We start from the raw sequence: 16,684 nt of genomic DNA, 5'->3' as shown, positions 1-16,684 counted from the left end.
GCCGGCATCCGGTGTGTGCCACTCACCATCCGCCGCGGCGGAGCGGGCTTCGAGGGCCGAACGGTCCCGTCCGGGGACCGGGAGGCCCCTCCCGCCCGGCCGCACGGGACCGGGCCGGCCCGATGGGGACCTTTGGCCCCACGGGCGGCCCCTGACGGCCCTCTTTCCCAGCCCTCCGCGGTGCCAGCGTCAGAGGTGACACCCGTCGGCTTCTCAGTTGGGAGGAACCGTGGAAAGCACCATCCGTACCCCGGACACCAGCTCCGTCATCGTCGGCGTGGACGGCTCGGCGCAGGCGCGCGACGCCGCTCTGTGGGCTGCGGGGGAGGCCGTGCGCCGCAGCCGCCCCCTGCACATCGTCCACGGTGCCGACACCGACGGCAGGGCCCTGTACCTGTCGGCGGAGACCATCGAGAGGGTCCGTGCCGCCGGCCGGGAACTCCTGGACGACACGGCGAAGGCCGTGGCCGCCGAGTATCCGGGGCTGAACGTGACCACCGAGTTCAGCCGCGCCGATGCCGTCACCAGCCTGCACCGGTCGGGCGGCCTGCACGGCACGGTCGTCGTGGGCAACCGGGGCCTGGGCGGCTTCAACTCCCTCATGCTCGGATCCGTCGGCCTGGACACCGCGGCGACCGCCCGGACCCCGGTCATCGTCGTCCGCGGCGTCGAGGGGGCGGAGGAACGCGGCACCGTCCTCGTCGCCGTCCGCGATGAGCACGACCTGATGTGCGCCCGCTACGCGGCCCGGGAAGCCGAACTGCGCAAGGCGTCACTGCGCCTGCTGCACGTGTGGACCATGCTCCAGTCCATGGGCACCGTGGTGCCCATGCTCGACGGCGTGGACGAGATCGCAGGCCGCCACGAGGAGACCCTCCTCGCCATCACGGACACGATCCGAGACGAGTTCCCCGACCTGACCATCGAGACCGATGCGGAGAAGAGCGTCTCCGTGGCCGGAGTCCTCGTCGAGGCATCCCGCCACGCCGACCTGCTCGTCATGGGTGGCCGCCGCGCCCCCACCCCGCTGGGACTGCGGCCCAGCCTCGGGTGGGCTACGCACAGCCTCCTGCACCACGCCCACTGCCCGGTCCTGCTCATTCCCCGGCTCGGCAGCGACTCCGGGAGCACGTCATGACCGCCACCTGGGAACAGGCCCGTGACATCGTCGTCGGCGTCGACCCGGTCCGGGACTGGCACCTCGCGATGGCCTGGGCCGCCGACGAGGCCCATCGGCGCCGCCTGCCGCTGCGTCTGGTGCTGGCGATACCACCGCAACACGACACGCAGCACGTGGACGACGCTCCGCATCAGACCGCCTTGCGCCGCACCGGCGCCGACCGGCTGGACCAGGCAGCGAGCTGGGTCGGCGACCGCCACCCGGAGGTCACCGTCCACACCGACCTCCTCGGCGGCTTCCCCGCCCACGTCCTGCTGGCACAGGCCCGGCACGCCCGTCTCGTCGTCCTCGGGTCCCGGCACCTGGGCCGCGCGGCGGAACTCTTCAGCGCCGGCTCGACCGTCGTCCCCGTGACCGCGCAGGCCGCCTGCCCGGTCGCCGTGGTCGGCGACGCCGAGCACGTCACCCAGCAGCCGGCCTACCTCGTCGTCGGCATCGACGGCAGCGCGGCCACCACCGACGCCCTGACCTTCGCCATCGACGAGGCCGACCGGCGCGGCGCCGCCCTGCGGGTCGTGTGCGTGTGGCAGCCGCCACTGTTCCTGCTCAACGACGAGGAGGTCGCGCTGAAGGCCCAGCGGTTCCTGCTGAGCGAGGCCACGGCCGGCCTGGCGGACAAGTACCCGGACGTCCACGTCACCCACGAGGTCCTCACCGGCCACCCCGTCGAAGAACTCGCCCGGACCGCCGAACACGCCCTCGCCCTGGTCGTGGGGCGCCGTGGCCGGGGCGGCTACACCGGCATGCGGCTGGGCTCCGTCACCCACGGCCTCCTGCACCGGGCCCACTGCCCCGTGATCACCGTCCCCACCGGCTGAGCCGACGATGACCACCCAGGCGACCGACGCACCGGCCCTGTCCGCCCCACACGCCCGGGTCCTGCGCGACGGCGTCCCCGGGCGGTGGGCGAGCCGGTGAGCGCCGGTACCGTCGTCGTACAGGCCGGGGCGTCGCCACGGCCACGGCCACCGGCCCGCCAGCACCTTCGGCCGTGCTGGGATTACCGTGTGAGGGGACGGAGAAGTGCCGTCACTGCTGCCACCGGCCGGAGGTGGGACATGAGCGCAGGCGACCGGCCTGCCGGACAGGGCGTGCCCCGGCTGCGCCTGGACGAGCTCCTCGACGAGCTCCAGGTACGGATCGAGGAGGTGCGCGGAGCCCGCGACCGGCTCAACGGTCTCCTGGAAGCCGTCATGTCCGTCGGCCGGGAGCTGGACCTGCCGCAGGTGCTGCGGGGCATCGTCGAGGCAGCCGTCGTCCTCGTGGACGCCCAGTACGGCGCTCTCGGCGTGATCGGCGACGACAAGAAGCTCGCCGAGTTCCTCCCCGTCGGCATCAGCGACGAACTCCGCGCCCAGATCGGTGACCTCCCGTCCGGCCACGGCATCCTCGGCGAGCTCATCCGCCACCCCGAGCCCCTCCGGCTCCCGGAGCTGTCCGAGCATCCCGCCTCGTACGGCTTCCCGGCCCACCACCCGCCGATGCACTCCTTCCTCGGCGTGCCCATCCGGGTCCGCGAAGAAGTATTCGGCAACCTCTACCTCACCGAGAAGCGCGGCGGAGCCGACTTCGACCCCGAGGACGAGGCAGTGCTGTCCACCCTCGCCGTCGCCGCCGGCATCGCCATCGAGAACGCCCGCCTCTTCGAGGAAGTACGACTGCGCGAGCGCTGGCTCGAGGCCGGCGCGGACATCACCAGCGCCCTGCTCTCCGGCACCCCTCAGGACGAGGTCCTCCAGGGAATGCTGGAGCGTGCCAAGGACATCACCGCCGCCGACCTGGGCGTCGTCTACCTCCTCGGCGCCGGCGGCGAGCTGCGCGGCTCCCTGGCTCTCGGAGAGGGCGCCGAGGCGCACCGGGGGATTGTCCTGCCCAGCACCCGCGGCACCCTGGCCGAGGCCGCACTGGCCCGCGACGGCCTGATCACGGTGACGGACGTGGCGACGGACGAACGAGTCACCGTGCAGCCCGAACGCTGGCAGGGCTTCGGGCCTGCCGTCGCCGTCACGGTCGGCACGAAGGAGAAGCTCAGCGGCGTCCTGATGCTGGCCCGCCGCCAAGGGCGTCCCGTGTTCGCACCTTCAGAGGTTGTAGCCCTCCCCGGCTTCGCCGGCCAGGCGGCTCTGGCCCTGGAACTGGCCGACCGCCGGCGCGACGCCGAGCAGATGAGCATGCTGGAGGACCACGACCGCATCGCTCGCGACCTCCACGACCTTGCCATCCAGCGCCTCTTCGCCACCGGCATGACCCTGCAGAGCGCCCAGCGCTTCGTCGACCACCCCGAAGCCTCGGAACGGCTTGCCCGCGCGGTCGACGACCTGGACGCCACCATCAAGATCATCCGTTCCACCATCTTCGGGCTGCGCGAGCACGAAACCCAGGCCATGGGTTCCAAGCTCCGCGCCCGCGCCGTCCAGGGCCTGGACGAGGCCGCAGCCTGCCTCGGCTTCGCGCCGGCCCTGCGGATGGAGGGCCTGATCGACACCGACGTCCCCCCGGCCGTCGCCGACGAGGCCCTGGCCGTGATCGGCGAAGCACTGACCAACGTCGCCCGCCACGCACGTGCCGAGCACGCAGAGGTCCTGATCGCCGCGGCCGACGGCGTCCTCACCGTCGCGGTGACGGATGACGGCACCGGCATGCCCGAGGGCGGCCGCCGCAGTGGCCTGCGCAACCTGAGCGAACGCGCGCAGAAACTGGGCGGCCGGATGACCGTGGCCTCCCCGGGCCCCGGCGAGCACGGCACCCGCCTCGAATGGCAAGTACCGCTGGCCCCCTCACCGGCGTGAATGTCGCCCGGCACCAGGGCCGGACGGGACCACAGTGGGACCGTTCGGCCCTGGTGGGCCGCGTTGACCCGTGCTGTCATGAAGGTGACGGAAAGAGTCCCTGAAAGGACGCGGAGAAGCGGCTCACGGCCGTGCACCGCACAATCAGGTTCCGCGAGAAGCGGGCGGGCTCTTTCCGTCCACACGTGGACGGAAAGCGTTCATCGTTCGACCGGGCCGCTGTGGTCGTGACCGTGGACCTGTGCGGCGATCACCGCTGCCTGGACCCGGCGTTCCACGCCGAGCTTGCCCAGGAGCCGGGAGATGTGGTTCTTGACCGTCTTCTCGGACAGGTAGAGCTGCTTGGCGATCTGCCGGTTGGTGAGACCGTCCCCGATGAGTTCCAGGACGGCGCGCTCCCGCTCGGTGAGTGCCGCCAGGCGGGCGTCCTCCGGTGCCTTCGCGGCCTCCGGGTCGCGCAGGGAGTGCATCAGACGGGCGGTCGTGGCCGGGTCCAGCATGGACTGCCCGGTGGCGACCGTACGCACCGCCGAGACCAGGTCGGAGCCCTTGATCTGCTTGAGCACGTAGCCCGACGCGCCGGCCATGATGGCGTCCAGCAGCGCGTCCTCGTCGTCGAAGGACGTCAGCATCAGGCAGGCCAGCCCCGGCATGTGGGACCGCAGCTCCCGGCAGACGGTGATGCCGTCGCTGTCGGGCAGCCGCACGTCGAGCACGGCGACGTCCGGACGCAGCGCCGGCCCGCGGGCCAGCGCCTGTTCGGCCGTGCCCGCCTCACCCACGACGGTGATGTCCGGCTCGGCGTCCAGGAGGTCCCGCAGGCCGCGCCGGACCACCTCGTGGTCGTCGAGGAGGAACACCTTGATCGGCGCCTCGCGCGAGGCATTCGGATCGTCGGACATGGTCGCGCCCCTGGTTCGGTCCGGCCTGTGCGCTTCACCCGAATTATCCCAGGAAGGGGCGTAACTCACCCCACGACGGTCACTGCCACACCAACGTGGTGGGCGGCCAAGCCGCGGTGCCAAGAGCGCCCTCCAGATCCATCCGGACGTCCACGACCCCTTCGACCGCGCGGATCGCCCGCGCGAGCAGGGGGATCAGGGCACGGTCCCGTACCGGTCCCCGCAGGGTGACGACACCGTCCTGGACGACGAAGTCCAGCGTCACGCCAGGCGTCAGCTCCGGCAGTACCGACAGACGGATCTCCTCCCGGAGCTCCTCGTCGGGGCGAAGGAACACCTTCAGGAGGTCGCTGCGGCTCACCACGCCCTCGAGCATGCCGACATCGTTCACGACGGGCAGGCGCTTCACGTGCTTGCGGGCCATGATCCGGGCCGCCTCGGCGACCGGTGCGTCCGGATGGACGGTGACGGCCGGGCTCGACATGAGCTCCTCGGCCAGTACCCCGCCGGCCTTGGACGCCTCCTCCAGCTGGTCGGGCAGCACGGGCTCGGTGCGCCGGAACTCCTCCTTCGGCAGGAGGTCCGCCTCCGATACGACCCCGACCACACGGCCCTCGCCCTCCAGGACGGGCAGCGCGCTGACCTTCCACTGGTGCATGAGCTCGACGATCTCCTTGTAGGACGCCTCGCGTCCGATCGCGACGGCGGTGTGCGTCATGACGTCACTGACGGTGTGGCGGGATGCGGACATGGCGGTTTCCTCGGGGTGCGGTGGGTGGGGTCAGAGGTAGCTGCCGCTGCCGTACGGCGCGTACAGGTCGAGCAGGCGGACCCGGGCGGCCTGGAGCCGACGGGCGAGGACCTGCCCGACCCAGTGCCCGATGGCCGAGCCGAAGCCGGGGTCGGCGTCCATCAGCATCCGCACGGGCTCGGCTTCGAACTCGTATGCGCGGACGAGGGTCATGGCTTCGGCGCCCAGGCGCCAGGTGTGCGGCTTGAACAGCCAGGAACAGCCGACGAGCTCGCCGGCGCCGAGGTGCTCGATGACGGCCGCGCGCCGGCCGGGCACGTGGACGTCGAGGGTGACGCTGCCCGACCGGACGATCCAGAACCGGTCGGCGTGGCCGCCTTCGCGGAAGAGGCGGGTCCCTTCGGCGAAGTTGACCTCCCGTGCCAGCTCCATCAGGCGCGAGCGGTATTCGGCGGGCAGCGCGGCGGCGATGCGGGTGGGGGAGAAAGTGCTCATGGACGGCCTCCAGGTTCGAGTCCGCCTCCAGTCTTCGCTGGCCGGCCTTTCCCAGGCAGGGGCCCTATGGCCCCCTCCGGGGCCCGACCGGCCCACGCCCCCGTGCCGACTTGCCGGGGATCCTGGCAGCAGACGGCCGAGAGACACCGTCGCCCCGTCCCTCCATATCTGGTAGGTGCGCGATGTACTGGAACGATCACATGGGTGCCTGGGACTGGTTCGCGATGTCCTTCACGACGCTCATCGTCTGGGGACTGATCGCCGCTGTCGCTGTCCTGGTGGTCCGGACCCTCAAGCGCGATGGTGCGGCCGGACGAGCGGCACCCCGTCCGGCTGCGGGAACTGCCTCCACCAGGGCCGAGCCGCTCCTCGCCGAGCGGTACGCCAGGGGCGAGATCGACGACGAGGAGTACAAGCGGCGGCTCGCCGTGCTGCGGAGCCATGCCGCGGGGCCGACGCCCCGTTGAGATGCCGACAGCGGGGAACGGGCATGCCCGCCCCCGCTCGACTGAAGGGTCCCACGATGAAGAGCCGCTCGTCCGGTCAGCCCGCCGGTCAGCTGTCCGCTGCCAGACCCGTACGTCGAGCGGAGGAGATGGAGACGGACGAGGCGCTGGCACTCCTCGACACGGTCGAAGTGGGCCGGGTCGTCTTCACGCGCAACGCCCTGCCCGCGGTGCGCCCGGTGAACCATGTCGTGGACGCCGGAGACATCGTCATACGCGTGCAGGACGACTCGACCCTGGCCGCCCTCCTCAGCGCCCATGCGGGTACGGGGGTGGTCGTCGCCTATGAAGCCGACTCCATCGAGCCCTTTGACCACCTGGGCTGGAGCGTGGTCGTCACCGGCTACGCCACCGCCGTGACCGACCCCCACGAGATCGAGCGCTACGCCGGCCTCCTGCAACCCTGGGTCGAGGGCACCACGTCCGGAGCCATCCGGATCAGGCCCGACCTCGTCACCGGATTCCGGCTGCTGCCGAGCAGCCCGTAGCCGCCGCCCGCGCGCTTCACGACTCCGCCCCCCGGCCACGGCGGCAGTCGCATCCTTTGCACTGGACGAGGGCCAGGGCATTGCTGTCAGCGGTGCTGTGCCAAAGGGCTTGCCGGGCTTCGCCCTGCCCCGTCCGGACGACCTCACCGGACTGGTCCTGCCCGCTCTCGGCGAACAGCTCCCGCACCTTCGGGTCGCTGAGAGCAGAGCCTTGATTTCGTCCCGGATGGGTCGGACGGCTCCGACGCCCTGGCCCGCCGTGTCCTCGAGTTCGCTCTGAATCCGGGCCGACACCGAGGTCGGCCTACGGGGGCGCTCGTCACCAGGCTCGCCGCGGGGGAGCGGAGGGGAGTCGTGCGCTCCACGCAGCCGAGACGGCAGTCTTGCGTGCGCGATCCGCGGGTCAGGCCTTCTTGACCACGCCCGACTTGAGCTGCATGGATCCGAAGCCCTCGATCCGGCAGTCGATGTCGTGGCCGTCGACGCCGTCGATCAAGCGGATGTTGCGGACCTTGGTGCCCGCCTTGATCCCCGAGGGGCTGCCCTTGACCTTCAACGCCTTCACGACGGTCACGCTGTCGCCATCGCACAGCACGTTGCCGACGGCGTCCTTGACCACCCGCTCCCCGGCGTCGCCGGCGTCGCCTCCCGTGCTCTCGGCCGGTACCCATTCGTGGCCGCACTCCGGGCAGACCACCAGCGCGTTCATCTCGTACGTGTACTCACTGGAGCACTTCGGACATGGAGGAAGGTTGTCGCTCATTCACGCAGATTTCTGGACGTCGGGAAGCGGGGCGCCCTGGAGGGGACCGGCTGGCCGACCAACGGGCACCCGCGCGATGGAGTAGCGATAGTAGCAAATTGCAAAAGTCTGCAATTTCATAGATGCTGCAGATGTTGTGTCCGTAGGTAGCCGCGGGCACAACACCAGGCGCTTGCCCCGCTCGGGGTGGTGAGAAGGGTGCGAGACCGTGCCGGTTCCGCTGTACCAGGCCAAGGCCGAGTTCTTCCGGATGCTCGCGCACCCGGTGCGGATCAGGGTTCTGGAGCTGCTGCAGGACGGGCCGATGCCGGTCCGGGACTTGCTGGCCGCGATCGAGGTCGAGCCCTCCGCCCTGTCCCAGCAGCTCGCGGTCCTGCGCCGCTCGGGGATCGTCACCTCGATCCGTAACGGCGCGACGGTCGTCTACCAGCTGGCGGGCGGGGACGTGGCGCAGCTGATGCTGGCGGCGCGGCGGATCCTGACCGAGGTCCTGACGGGGCAGAGCGTGCTGCTCGAGGAACTGCGCGAGTCCGAGGGTGCGGCCTCGTGAGCGTGAACACTACGGTGACGGCCGTAGTGAGCCGGGTTCGCTCTGTCCTGCCCGCCCGTGCCGACTATGCGGTGATGGCCCACACTCCCCGCCGGGACCTGCTGGCCGGTCTCACCGTGGCGATCGTCGCGCTTCCCCTCGCGCTCGGCTTCGGGGTGTCCTCCGGCCTGGGCGCGGAGGCGGGGCTGGCCACCGCCGTGGTCGCGGGCGCGCTCGCCGCCCTGTTCGGCGGGTCGAACCTCCAGGTATCCGGCCCGACCGGGGCGATGACCGTGGTCCTGGTGCCGATCGTCGCCCAGTACGGGCCCGGCGGCGTCCTCACCGTGGGTCTGATGGCCGGGGTGCTTCTGATCGGTCTCGCGCTGCTGAGGGCCGGACAGTACATGCGGTACGTGCCGGCTCCGGTGGTGGAGGGCTTCACCCTCGGGATCGCGTGCGTGATCGGCCTCCAGCAGATACCCAACGCGCTCGGCGTCGACAAGCCGGAGGGGGAGAAGGTCCTGCTGGTGGCGTGGCGGGCCGTCGTGGAATTCGTGGCGTTCCCGAACTGGACGGCGATCGGCCTGTCCGTGGGTGTGGCGGCGGTGATGCTGGCCGGGGCGCGGTGGAAGCCGACGGTCCCGTTCTCGATCGTCGCGGTCATCGCCGCGACCGTGGTCGCCCAGCTCTTCCAGCTCGACGCGGCGGCCCCGATCGGTGACCTGCCTTCCGGGCTTCCCGCCCCGTCTCTGGCCTTCCTCGACGTGTCCGCGTTCGGGTCGCTGCTGGCCCCGGCGGTCGCGGTCGCCGCGCTCGCCGCGCTGGAGTCCTTGTTGTCGGCGACGGTGGCGGACGGCATGACGGTGGGGCAGCAGCACGATCCGGACAAGGAGCTGTTCGGGCAGGGCGTCGCCAACCTGGCGGCCCCGCTGTTCGGCGGCGTACCAGCCACCGCCGCGATCGCGCGGACCGCGGTCAACGTCCGTACGGGCGCCTCCTCCCGGCTGGCCGCGCTCACCCATGCCGCGGTTCTCGGGGTGATCGTGTTCGCCGCCGCTCCTCTGGTCTCGAAAATCCCGCTCGCCGCGCTGGCGGGGGTGCTGCTGGCGACGGCGATCCGGATGGTGGAGGTCGGCTCGCTGCGCGCGATGGCGAAGGCGACCCGCTCGGACGCTGTCGTCCTGGTCCTGACCACCGCCGCGACGCTGCTCCTCGACCTCGTGTACGCGGTGGTCATCGGGCTCGTCGTCGCGGGTGGCTTGGCGTTGAGGGCGGTGGCGAGCCAGGCGCAGATGGAGCAGGTCGACTTCCGCCCGGATCTGCCTGGCGAGCACAGCGACGAAGAGCACGCCCTGCTGGCCGAGCACATCGTGGCCTACCGCATCGACGGACCCCTCTTCTTCGCCGGCGCCCACCGCTTCCTCCTCGAACTCTCCGGGGTCGCCGACGTCAAGGTGGTCATCCTGCGCATGGCGAGGGTGACCACCCTGGACGCCACCGGCGCCCTCGTCCTGAAGGACGCGGTGGAGAAGCTGAACCGGCGCGGCATCGCCGTGATGACCTCCGGCATCCGCCCCGGCCAGCGCCAGGCCCTGGACGCCGTCGGCGCCCTGGAGCTGCTGCGTCTGGAGGGCCGCGAGTACGCCACCACTCCCGAGGCGATCGCCGGCGCCCGTAAGTACCTGGAGCAGGCGGGCTTGCTGCCCCGTACGCATCACCGACCGCACCGCATCCGGAAGGCCTCACGATGACCGTCCCCGCCGACCTGCGCATGATCGAGGTCTCCGGTACCGAGGCCCTGTGGCTCCTTGAAGGCTCCGCCCGGGGCCGCCTCGTCTACGTCCAGCGGGAGGTGGCCGTCGTCCGCCCCGCCGCACACGTGATGGAGTACGGGCGGCTCGTCGTCCGAGCCCCCGTGCAGGCCGCCACGATTCCCGGCCGGGCGCTACTGACCTACCAGGTGGACGAGATCCGCAGCTCGGCCGGCACCGGCTGGACGGTCAGCGCTCACGGGCCGGCTGACGTCATCGCCGACCCGGACGAGGCCGCCCACTACCGGCGCACCCTGCCCGGTTGGAGCCACGGCCCGCACGACACCCTGCTGCGCCTGCACCCGCAGTCCGTGTCGGGGTTCCGTCTGGCCCGTACGGTCTCGGGGGCGGGCCGGTGAGCGTCCGGGCCGAGGCGATGCCCTACCGGCACGTGCTGGACGTGCCGACCACGGGCTCGGCCGTGCGCATCGCCCGGGAGACCACCGAGCTGGTCCTCGTGGAATGCGGGGTGGGCCTGCGGCATCCGAGCGTGGGGCCGGCGTTGCTGATCGTGGCCGAGCTGGTCACCAACGCCGTCCGTCACGCCGCCGGGTCCTCACCGATGATCACCGTGACCTATGCCCACGGACCCGGGGCCTTTGCGTTCGCCGTCCACGACCGCCACCCCTACCAGCCTGCCCTGTTCGGTGCGCTCGGCACCGCGCCGGGCAGCGGCCTGGCCATGGTGGTGGAGATGACGATGGAGCTCGGCGGCACCGCTGTCGTACGGGCGGATGCGGACGGGCGTGGCAAGGCCATCTGGATCACCCTTCCCCTGTGAACCGAGGAGCTGACGATGACGATTGAATGGCGCTACACCACCCGTCAGGACCTGGGCGTGCTGTCCTTGGCCGGGTATCTCGGCGCGGAGGCCACAGACCGGTTCACCGGAGCGATCGGCTGGGCGCTCGCCCGGGGCACCGGACCGGTCATCCTCGATCTGACCGGCCTGCTGGGCTGGTCGGCCGGCGGGCAGATCGCCGTCGCCCAGGCCGCCCGCCGTCTCGGCGAGAGCGGGCGCCGACTGGAGCTCGCCGCGATCCCCGCCGACGGCTCGCTCGTCCCCGATGCGACCTGCCCGCCCGTGCCCGTCCACTGCGACCTCGCCGCCGCTCTGGCCGCCCACGGAGCACGCGGGACGGTCAGGCAGTGGGCCACCGATGACTGGCCCGCCGAGCAGTCGCCCGAGGCATCCGCCCTCATCTGAGACCAGCACCACCATCCAAGGGTCTGGTCCTGAAGACCGAGTTCCTCAAGAGGTCCTGACCCGCGAAGGACCCGCTCTGGGGAGTCGAAGGTCACGAAGACGCCCTGCCAGGTCCCGCGAGTTGCAGGGATCTGCAATTGTGGAGGTCGCAACGTGTGAAGAGGGGCGAACGGATGCCCCTACGAAGGAACGGTTCTGGGTGGATGAGATGGGCAGTCAGGGGAGAGGCACACCGGTGAGCACGCCGCTGTACCAGCTGAAGGCGGAGTTCTTCAAAACGCTGGGGCACCCGGTCCGCATCCGCGTCTTGGAGCTCCTGGCCGTACGCGAGCACGCGGTCGCCGAGATGCTGCCCGAGGTCGGGGTGGAGGCCGCTAGCCTCTCCCAGCAGCTGGCCGTCCTGCGCAAGGCCAACCTGGTGGTCACCCGCCGCGAAGGCTCGAACGTCTACTACAGCCTGACCCATCCCCAGATCGCCGAGCTCCTGCGGGTCGCCCGCGGCATCCTCTCCGGCGTTCTGGAAGGCCAGGCGGAACTCCTGGCCGACCTCAAGGCCGGCCGCCACGCCTGAGCGGTGCTCCACGGTGTCGGCCCTGCGGGGCCCGCCCCCACATGCGGCGGCCGTCTTCCGTTAGTGCGGGTTCAACGCGCTTCTGACACCGGAAGGCGGCCGCTCTCTCCCATGCCGAACCCGCACTCCGGGCGCGCCTGGATCCCATTCGGTCCCGGTATCACTTCTGGGCGTGCTGCCCCAGGTAGAACAGCAGCCAGATGAACCCGGCGAACACGTGCGTGCCGAAAATGTAGATCTTCTGCGCGAGGAGGACCTGCACGACGAGGGGCTCTGATCGGCGCACCACTAGACCACTCGGCCGCTGAGGATTCGGGGTCAGCCCGCCGCGTCGGCGGGGCCGTCCTCAGGTTCGGGTGTGGTGGCGATGAGGATCTGAGTGGCCTGCGTGATGTTGTCGGCGCGGACGGCGCGGGCCATCGCCTCGTGGGCGGCGTCGGCGGTGGTGTCCGGGGGGACCACCAGCAGGGCGAAGTGGTCGTTACGGCCCTTATCGCGTGCGCCTCGGATCCTGCCGACGTCGCCGGACAAGTCCGGCGACCAGCTGTTCGGGCCGGGCTGCATGAGGCAGCCCGCACGCCGAACGCTGATTGGTCCGCAGGTGGGTGGGAAGAGTCAGGCCGGGGTGATGTTCTCGGCCTGCGGACCCTTCTGGCCTTGGGTGACGTCGAACGTCACGGTCTGGCCTTCCTGGAGCTCGCGGAAGCCCGAGGAGTTGATCGCGGAGTAGTGGGCGAAGACGTCCGGCCCGCCGCCGTCTTGGGCGATAAAGCCGAATCCCTTCTCCGCGTTGAACCACTTCACAGTTCCCGTAGCCATGTCACATGCCTCCAGTCGATGACGCCTCCCGCTTGCTGCGGAAGGCAGAGGTGATCGCCCTGGTTCCTGCGGCACAGCACAGCAAAACGCCCACGCCGAGGGTGTGGGCAAGGGGAATTTCCGAACCACGACAGCTGACGCAGACGGTACACGTCCACACGCCCTGTCCCAGGGGCAACGACCACGCGTCAGGCCCTGGACGTGCGTGCGGGTCTACCCATACTGGCGCACCCACCTCAGGCTGCGGTAGCTGGGTTCGGCGGCGCGGCGGTATTCAGCGTTGAGGCGCTGGCATCTTCGAGCCGGTCCTCGAGGATGACGATGCGGCAGGTGGCCTCGATGGGGGCTCTGGTCGGCGAGTTCCCGGGCGCGGGCGGCAATGCGCAGTTGGTGGCGGGAGTAGCGGCGGTGTCCGCCGGCGGAGCGGAGCGGGGTGATGAGGCGGCCTTCGCCGATGGCGCGGAGGAAGCTCTGGGTGGTGCCGAGCATTTCCGCGGCCCGGCCCATGGTGTAGGCGGGGAAGCCGTCGTCATCGAGATGGCCGAATGAGTCGTCTGCTGTCGTTTGATAGCCGTGCGTCCCCCGCCTGGCTGCACTGCCGCAGCTCGCAGTCGAGACGGGCCTGGGGCCCTGGCCCCGGGCCGCCCGGTAGGCGTTCGGTCATCGCTATGTGCGAGGGGAGGCAGCGCGCTGCCGCGAGCCGGGCAGGCCGGTCCTGCCCTGCTGCGGTACCGATCCGGATCCCGGCCCCCGGGACACCGGCCGCGACGCGCCGGTTCGCCGTGTCGCGCGGCGGCACAGGTGAGCCAGGGAGGTGTAAAAGCGGTCAGGGAGGAACACGGCGTCCGCCACGATCATCGCTCCGGAGAAGAGAGGCAGCCCCATGACCACCGCGATGCCGACGTGCATCCCCAGCAACATGGCCAGAACCGGGTACTTGAGCCTGCCGAAGAGCACGAACGGGAAGGCCACTTGCAGGAGTACCGTCGCGTAGCTGGCGACCGCGATCAGGACCGCGTAGTCGTCCGCAAGGTGGGAGAGCGCGGGCCAGGGCTGGAAGAGTTCGAGGTTGAGGACGTAGTGGAGGGCGGTGCCGCCGACCCAGGAAGCGCCCTGGACCTTGTACAGGCCGGCTGACCCGTAGAGGAAACAGACCTCTGCCGCCATGACGAAGATGCCGCAGTTGTGCACGACCGTCGTCAAGGTGCTCCGTGCTTGACGGAGTCGGGGCGAAGCGAATCTTCTCGCCCGTTCGGGATCGTCGCCCGCACGAGCCGTCTTGAGACGGTTCCTGCGTGCGTCCAGGGACCAGCGGCGACTGCACGCGGTGAAGACGAGATAGACGGCCATCAGCAGAATCAGATTGTCGCCGCCGTCCGTCATGAAGATCGCTCTTGCATGGAACGAGGTCACCACGATGGCGAACAGGACGGACATGGCGCGGGTCCGCCACCCCAGCATGAACAGCGCGGAGGTGAAGAGGGCCGTCACATAGCAGAGTTCGAAGTAGGCCGGGCTGTCGGAGAGGGTCAGGATGCTGTTCCAGCCCGTCTGTGCGAAGAGCTGCTCCGCAAGCGCGGGCGTCCACGGGGAGCCGGGGCCCCAGATCTCGTGACGGTGCGGGAATTCACGCAGAAGGAAGACCAGGTAGAGCATTCCGTAGCCGGCGCGCATGACCGACACGGCGTACAGGGACACCGGCCGGCCGGTCAGTAGTGCGACGAACCGCTGGGCTGCGCCCGTGGTTCTCCGGTCGGCGGTGCCCCCCGATGCAGCTGCCGTGGAGGGGGGCTGGGTGATGTGCTCAGTTCCCACGGGGGGTCACCTTCCACCAGGGAAGAAGCCGCTCTTCGGCGGGCGTCGGCGGGCGGTTGCCAGCTGCTGCGCCCTGCGCGGCGACGGGCAACGTGAGGACACGAAGCTGGATGAAGCCGAAGGTGGCGCCTTGGTCGTGGGCGGCGACCCGGTCCGCAGCGATGTTGCGCAGGTACTTCTGCATCATCACGGCGCGATCCGAGTCTGTCCTGTCGTCTGCGCCGTGCGTGTCGACGTAGGAGGTCCAGGCGCGGCGCAAGAGATTCTGTGTCGTATGGCTCGGGAACACGTTGTGTTTGACTGCGGAATTGTCCACGGATGTCAGATCGACCCAGCTGCTCACCTGAGTCGCACCGTCCGGGGCAGTGCGTGCGGTTCTCGCGAGAATGCGCCGGTTGACGGAGTCGGGATCCGGGGCGAAAAGCCGCCAATTCTGCTCGAAGAGGGGGTACACCCATGCGTTGATCTGTGGGCCGTACCGCTTCGAGACGGCATTGGGGGGAGCCACGTGGAGGAACACCAGAACCACATGGGTCACAGTCGTCGCCAGGCACAGGGCCACGACGGTGCGCAGTACCGCTGCCAGTTGACGGGAACGCCGGGGTCGCCGGCACGGCGTGGCCGCTTCATCGCGACGTGCCCGGGGGTCCGGATCAGAATCGGACACCCGGAGTTCCTTCACGGCCGCTGATTCAATTTTGCTCGACACCAGCCCACCCTGTCTTTCTCGTATCAACTGCTCGCGTCTGGTTTCCCGCTGGATCCGGCGGCGGCGCACGACGGAGTCGAAAGGGCTCCGCCGCGCGCCGCTGTCCGACGAGCGGACCTCGTGCAGTCCGCTGGCTAGCCCTCGGTGCTCATGGGCTTGCTGCCGTATCCGTAGTCGTGGTCGTAGTGCTCGCCGTAGCCCGGCTTGCCGGGCTTCTCGCCGTGCTCGTGGTCGGGCTTGCCGGGTCCCTCGCCGTGCTCGTGGTCGGGTTTGCCGCCGTGCTGGTGGCCGGGCTTGCCGCCGTTCCCGCCCGTGACGTTCCCGCCGGTGATGCTTCCACCGGTGGTGTTACCGCCCGTGGTGCTCCCCGCGGTGCTCGCTCCCGTCGTATTGCCCGCGACGTTCCCCGAGGTGTTGCCGGAGATGTTCCCCGAGGTGCCGCCCGTCACGAGGCTGGCGATCGGGCCGCCCAGGAGACCGCCTCCCGTCGTCACGCCACCGAGCACGCCGCCAAGGACGCCCGAGGTCGCACCCGAAGTCGTGGTGCCGGTCGTGGTGCCGGTCGTCGTTCCACCCGTGCCGCCGGTCGCGCACGTCCCGAGGAAGATCCGGTTGTTGTCGAGCGTCACCTCGCCGTTACGGGCCAGCGCCCGGCCCTCGATGTTCGCCCTCGTTGTCACGAAGATCGAGGTCAGAGCCATGATGGTGCCCACGAAGGTGGAGTCGGTACCGAGGGTCGCCGAACTCCCGATCTGCCAGAACACGTTGCACGCCGAAGCGCCGTTCGTGAGCAGGACCCGGCTGGAGGATGCCGTCGTCAGGGCTTCCGGAATCTGGAACACCCACACCGCGTTGGGGTCTCCCCCGGCGTTCAGGATCAGGTCGCCGGTGAGTCCGACACCGGACGTAGCCTTGTAGACGCCCGGAAGCAGCGTTTGGCCCGCGCCGATCCCCGCCGCAAGTGCGAAGTCCTGGGCCTGACCCGCCGCATTGTTGTACGCCACGGTCAGATCGCTCTTGGCCTGGAGGGCCGCAGCGTCCGCTGCGTGCACGGCACCGAGCACCAGGCCGGGCGGGAACCCGGTGATGGCCGGGTTCGGGTGCGTCCCGAGATCGTGGCTGATCACTGAGGGGCCGGTGTTGGTGACTCCCTGACCTGCCAGAACGGAGTAACTGGCGGTCGTGCCCAGAGGTACGGGTGTTGCGATGGCCGACGCCGGCGTCGACGTCGTGGCGACCATCGCAGCGGCAACTGTTGCGGCAAGGGCCGAGGCCAGCCAGCCGGACAGAGGACGGAGTCGAGCCGCTTGAGGAAATCTCAGCTTCATCGAGAGGCCATTTTCTGTGGG

At 70.3% G+C, this 16,684-nt stretch carries 21 protein-coding genes and 1 pseudogene; 11 read left to right on the top strand and 11 right to left on the bottom strand.

Features of this window, described 5'->3' with window-relative positions; translation table 11 throughout:
- Window positions 1-229: 229 nt before the first annotated feature.
- From D1J60_RS38600 to D1J60_RS05005, 3 genes are all read left to right on the top strand, one after another.
- A complete protein-coding gene (locus D1J60_RS38600) occupies window positions 230-1,138 on the top strand; it encodes a universal stress protein (protein WP_125820285.1) in 909 nt (302 codons plus the stop codon).
- A complete protein-coding gene (locus tag D1J60_RS05010) occupies window positions 1,135-1,998 on the top strand; it encodes a universal stress protein (protein WP_125820284.1) in 864 nt (287 codons plus the stop codon). The genes D1J60_RS38600 and D1J60_RS05010 overlap by 4 nt, the downstream gene beginning before the upstream one ends.
- A 240-nt stretch (window positions 1,999-2,238) precedes the next feature.
- Window positions 2,239-3,969: a GAF domain-containing sensor histidine kinase gene (locus tag D1J60_RS05005; RefSeq protein WP_125820283.1), complete on the top strand. Its 1,731-nt coding sequence runs from the start codon at window positions 2,239-2,241 to the stop codon at window positions 3,967-3,969.
- A gap of 200 nt (window positions 3,970-4,169) precedes the next feature.
- Here D1J60_RS05005 and D1J60_RS05000 read toward each other — a convergent pair whose 3' ends face one another.
- From D1J60_RS05000 to D1J60_RS04990, 3 genes are all read right to left on the bottom strand, one after another.
- Window positions 4,170-4,871 carry a response regulator transcription factor gene (locus D1J60_RS05000; RefSeq protein ID WP_125820282.1) on the bottom strand — a complete coding sequence of 234 codons (702 nt, stop codon included), beginning with the start codon at window positions 4,869-4,871 and terminating at the stop codon, window positions 4,170-4,172.
- Window positions 4,872-4,950: 79 nt separating this feature from the next.
- Window positions 4,951-5,622, bottom strand: coding sequence for a CBS domain-containing protein (locus D1J60_RS04995; RefSeq protein WP_125820281.1), 672 nt, complete (start codon window positions 5,620-5,622; stop codon window positions 4,951-4,953).
- Between the two features lie 30 nt (window positions 5,623-5,652).
- Window positions 5,653-6,117, bottom strand: coding sequence for a cyclic nucleotide-binding domain-containing protein (locus tag D1J60_RS04990; protein WP_125820280.1), 465 nt, complete (start codon window positions 6,115-6,117; stop codon window positions 5,653-5,655).
- 182 nt (window positions 6,118-6,299) lie between these two features.
- On the opposite strand from D1J60_RS04990, the gene D1J60_RS04985 reads away from it, so the two are divergent.
- Both D1J60_RS04985 and D1J60_RS04980 read left to right on the top strand, forming a co-directional pair.
- The gene (locus D1J60_RS04985) at window positions 6,300-6,584 is read left to right on the top strand and encodes an SHOCT domain-containing protein (protein WP_125820279.1); all 285 of its coding nucleotides are present in this window, start codon (window positions 6,300-6,302) and stop codon (window positions 6,582-6,584) included.
- Window positions 6,585-6,640: 56 nt separating this feature from the next.
- Complete coding sequence (locus tag D1J60_RS04980; protein WP_125820278.1) at window positions 6,641-7,111, top strand: pyridoxamine 5'-phosphate oxidase family protein; 471 nt, start codon at window positions 6,641-6,643, stop codon at window positions 7,109-7,111.
- Window positions 7,112-7,514: 403 nt separating this feature from the next.
- On the opposite strand, the gene D1J60_RS04975 is transcribed toward D1J60_RS04980, so the two are convergent.
- Window positions 7,515-7,874: a zinc ribbon domain-containing protein YjdM gene (locus tag D1J60_RS04975; RefSeq protein WP_125820277.1), complete on the bottom strand. Its 360-nt coding sequence runs from the start codon at window positions 7,872-7,874 to the stop codon at window positions 7,515-7,517.
- A gap of 208 nt (window positions 7,875-8,082) precedes the next feature.
- On the opposite strand from D1J60_RS04975, the gene D1J60_RS04970 reads away from it, so the two are divergent.
- The 6 genes from D1J60_RS04970 (at window position 8,083) to D1J60_RS04945 (ending at window position 11,992) form a co-directional block, all read left to right on the top strand.
- Window positions 8,083-8,424: a metalloregulator ArsR/SmtB family transcription factor gene (locus D1J60_RS04970; RefSeq protein ID WP_125820276.1), complete on the top strand. Its 342-nt coding sequence runs from the start codon at window positions 8,083-8,085 to the stop codon at window positions 8,422-8,424.
- Window positions 8,425-8,498: 74 nt separating this feature from the next.
- Window positions 8,499-10,154, top strand: a complete 1,656-nt coding sequence (locus D1J60_RS04965) for a SulP family inorganic anion transporter (protein WP_125820275.1) — start codon at window positions 8,499-8,501, stop codon at window positions 10,152-10,154.
- The gene (locus D1J60_RS04960; protein ID WP_241253149.1) at window positions 10,151-10,573 is read left to right on the top strand and encodes a pyridoxamine 5'-phosphate oxidase family protein; all 423 of its coding nucleotides are present in this window, start codon (window positions 10,151-10,153) and stop codon (window positions 10,571-10,573) included. The genes D1J60_RS04965 and D1J60_RS04960 overlap by 4 nt, the downstream gene beginning before the upstream one ends.
- Entirely contained in the window at window positions 10,570-10,995 is a 426-nt protein-coding gene (locus D1J60_RS04955; protein ID WP_241253148.1) for an ATP-binding protein, read from the top strand. The genes D1J60_RS04960 and D1J60_RS04955 overlap by 4 nt, the downstream gene beginning before the upstream one ends.
- Window positions 10,996-11,010: 15 nt before the next feature.
- Window positions 11,011-11,421 (top strand): STAS domain-containing protein, encoded by a 411-nt coding sequence (locus D1J60_RS04950; RefSeq protein WP_125820274.1) that lies wholly within the window; start codon window positions 11,011-11,013, stop codon window positions 11,419-11,421.
- A gap of 235 nt (window positions 11,422-11,656) precedes the next feature.
- The gene (locus D1J60_RS04945) at window positions 11,657-11,992 is read left to right on the top strand and encodes a metalloregulator ArsR/SmtB family transcription factor (protein ID WP_054225130.1); all 336 of its coding nucleotides are present in this window, start codon (window positions 11,657-11,659) and stop codon (window positions 11,990-11,992) included.
- Window positions 11,993-12,152: 160 nt separating this feature from the next.
- Here D1J60_RS04945 and D1J60_RS37915 read toward each other — a convergent pair whose 3' ends face one another.
- The 7 genes and pseudogenes from D1J60_RS37915 to D1J60_RS04915 all read right to left on the bottom strand — a co-directional run bounded on the left by D1J60_RS37915 (window position 12,153) and on the right by D1J60_RS04915 (window position 16,663).
- Window positions 12,153-12,254 (bottom strand): DUF6126 family protein, encoded by a 102-nt coding sequence (locus D1J60_RS37915; protein ID WP_241253530.1) that lies wholly within the window; start codon window positions 12,252-12,254, stop codon window positions 12,153-12,155.
- Window positions 12,255-12,310: 56 nt separating this feature from the next.
- Entirely contained in the window at window positions 12,311-12,556 is a 246-nt protein-coding gene (locus D1J60_RS04940; RefSeq protein ID WP_125820273.1) for a hypothetical protein, read from the bottom strand.
- Window positions 12,557-12,607: 51 nt separating this feature from the next.
- Entirely contained in the window at window positions 12,608-12,811 is a 204-nt protein-coding gene (locus D1J60_RS04935) for a cold-shock protein (protein ID WP_048475199.1), read from the bottom strand.
- A 213-nt stretch (window positions 12,812-13,024) separates the two neighbouring features.
- Window positions 13,025-13,318 (bottom strand): annotated as a pseudogene (locus D1J60_RS04930) (MerR family transcriptional regulator).
- 159 nt (window positions 13,319-13,477) lie between these two features.
- Window positions 13,478-14,485 carry an HTTM domain-containing protein gene (locus D1J60_RS04925; RefSeq protein ID WP_125823869.1) on the bottom strand — a complete coding sequence of 336 codons (1,008 nt, stop codon included), beginning with the start codon at window positions 14,483-14,485 and terminating at the stop codon, window positions 13,478-13,480.
- Between the two features lie 130 nt (window positions 14,486-14,615).
- Window positions 14,616-15,335, bottom strand: a complete 720-nt coding sequence (locus D1J60_RS04920; RefSeq protein ID WP_241253147.1) for a DUF5819 family protein — start codon at window positions 15,333-15,335, stop codon at window positions 14,616-14,618.
- A 134-nt stretch (window positions 15,336-15,469) separates the two neighbouring features.
- Window positions 15,470-16,663 carry an ice-binding family protein gene (locus D1J60_RS04915; RefSeq protein WP_125820272.1) on the bottom strand — a complete coding sequence of 398 codons (1,194 nt, stop codon included), beginning with the start codon at window positions 16,661-16,663 and terminating at the stop codon, window positions 15,470-15,472.
- Between the last annotated feature and the right edge of the window lie 21 nt (window positions 16,664-16,684).

The sequence above is a fragment of the Streptomyces sp. W1SF4 genome, from assembly GCF_003950035.1.
Classification (GTDB): Bacteria; Actinomycetota; Actinomycetes; order Streptomycetales; family Streptomycetaceae; genus Streptomyces; species Streptomyces racemochromogenes.
Note: the sequence above shows the minus strand (reverse complement) of the source record. Positions and strands in the feature narration are given on the sequence as shown.

What these genes read in the sequence shown, in the direction of transcription:
- D1J60_RS05010 (WP_125820284.1), top strand. Translation starts at nt 1,135, where the DNA reads ATGACCGCCACCTGGGAACAGGCCCGTGACATCGTCGTCGGCGTCGAC.
- D1J60_RS05005 (WP_125820283.1), top strand. Translation starts at nt 2,239, where the DNA reads ATGAGCGCAGGCGACCGGCCTGCCGGACAGGGCGTGCCCCGGCTGCGC.
- D1J60_RS05000 (WP_125820282.1), bottom strand. Translation starts at nt 4,871, where the DNA reads ATGTCCGACGATCCGAATGCCTCGCGCGAGGCGCCGATCAAGGTGTTC.
- D1J60_RS04995 (WP_125820281.1), bottom strand. Translation starts at nt 5,622, where the DNA reads ATGTCCGCATCCCGCCACACCGTCAGTGACGTCATGACGCACACCGCC.
- D1J60_RS04990 (WP_125820280.1), bottom strand. Translation starts at nt 6,117, where the DNA reads ATGAGCACTTTCTCCCCCACCCGCATCGCCGCCGCGCTGCCCGCCGAA.
- D1J60_RS04985 (WP_125820279.1), top strand. Translation starts at nt 6,300, where the DNA reads ATGTACTGGAACGATCACATGGGTGCCTGGGACTGGTTCGCGATGTCC.
- D1J60_RS04980 (WP_125820278.1), top strand. Translation starts at nt 6,641, where the DNA reads ATGAAGAGCCGCTCGTCCGGTCAGCCCGCCGGTCAGCTGTCCGCTGCC.
- D1J60_RS04975 (WP_125820277.1), bottom strand. Translation starts at nt 7,874, where the DNA reads ATGAGCGACAACCTTCCTCCATGTCCGAAGTGCTCCAGTGAGTACACG.
- D1J60_RS04965 (WP_125820275.1), top strand. Translation starts at nt 8,499, where the DNA reads ATGGCCCACACTCCCCGCCGGGACCTGCTGGCCGGTCTCACCGTGGCG.
- D1J60_RS04960 (WP_241253149.1), top strand. Translation starts at nt 10,151, where the DNA reads ATGACCGTCCCCGCCGACCTGCGCATGATCGAGGTCTCCGGTACCGAG.
- D1J60_RS04950 (WP_125820274.1), top strand. Translation starts at nt 11,011, where the DNA reads ATGACGATTGAATGGCGCTACACCACCCGTCAGGACCTGGGCGTGCTG.
- D1J60_RS04940 (WP_125820273.1), bottom strand. Translation starts at nt 12,556, where the DNA reads ATGCAGCCCGGCCCGAACAGCTGGTCGCCGGACTTGTCCGGCGACGTC.
- D1J60_RS04935 (WP_048475199.1), bottom strand. Translation starts at nt 12,811, where the DNA reads ATGGCTACGGGAACTGTGAAGTGGTTCAACGCGGAGAAGGGATTCGGC.
- D1J60_RS04925 (WP_125823869.1), bottom strand. Translation starts at nt 14,485, where the DNA reads ATGCGCGCCGGCTACGGAATGCTCTACCTGGTCTTCCTTCTGCGTGAA.
- D1J60_RS04915 (WP_125820272.1), bottom strand. Translation starts at nt 16,663, where the DNA reads ATGAAGCTGAGATTTCCTCAAGCGGCTCGACTCCGTCCTCTGTCCGGC.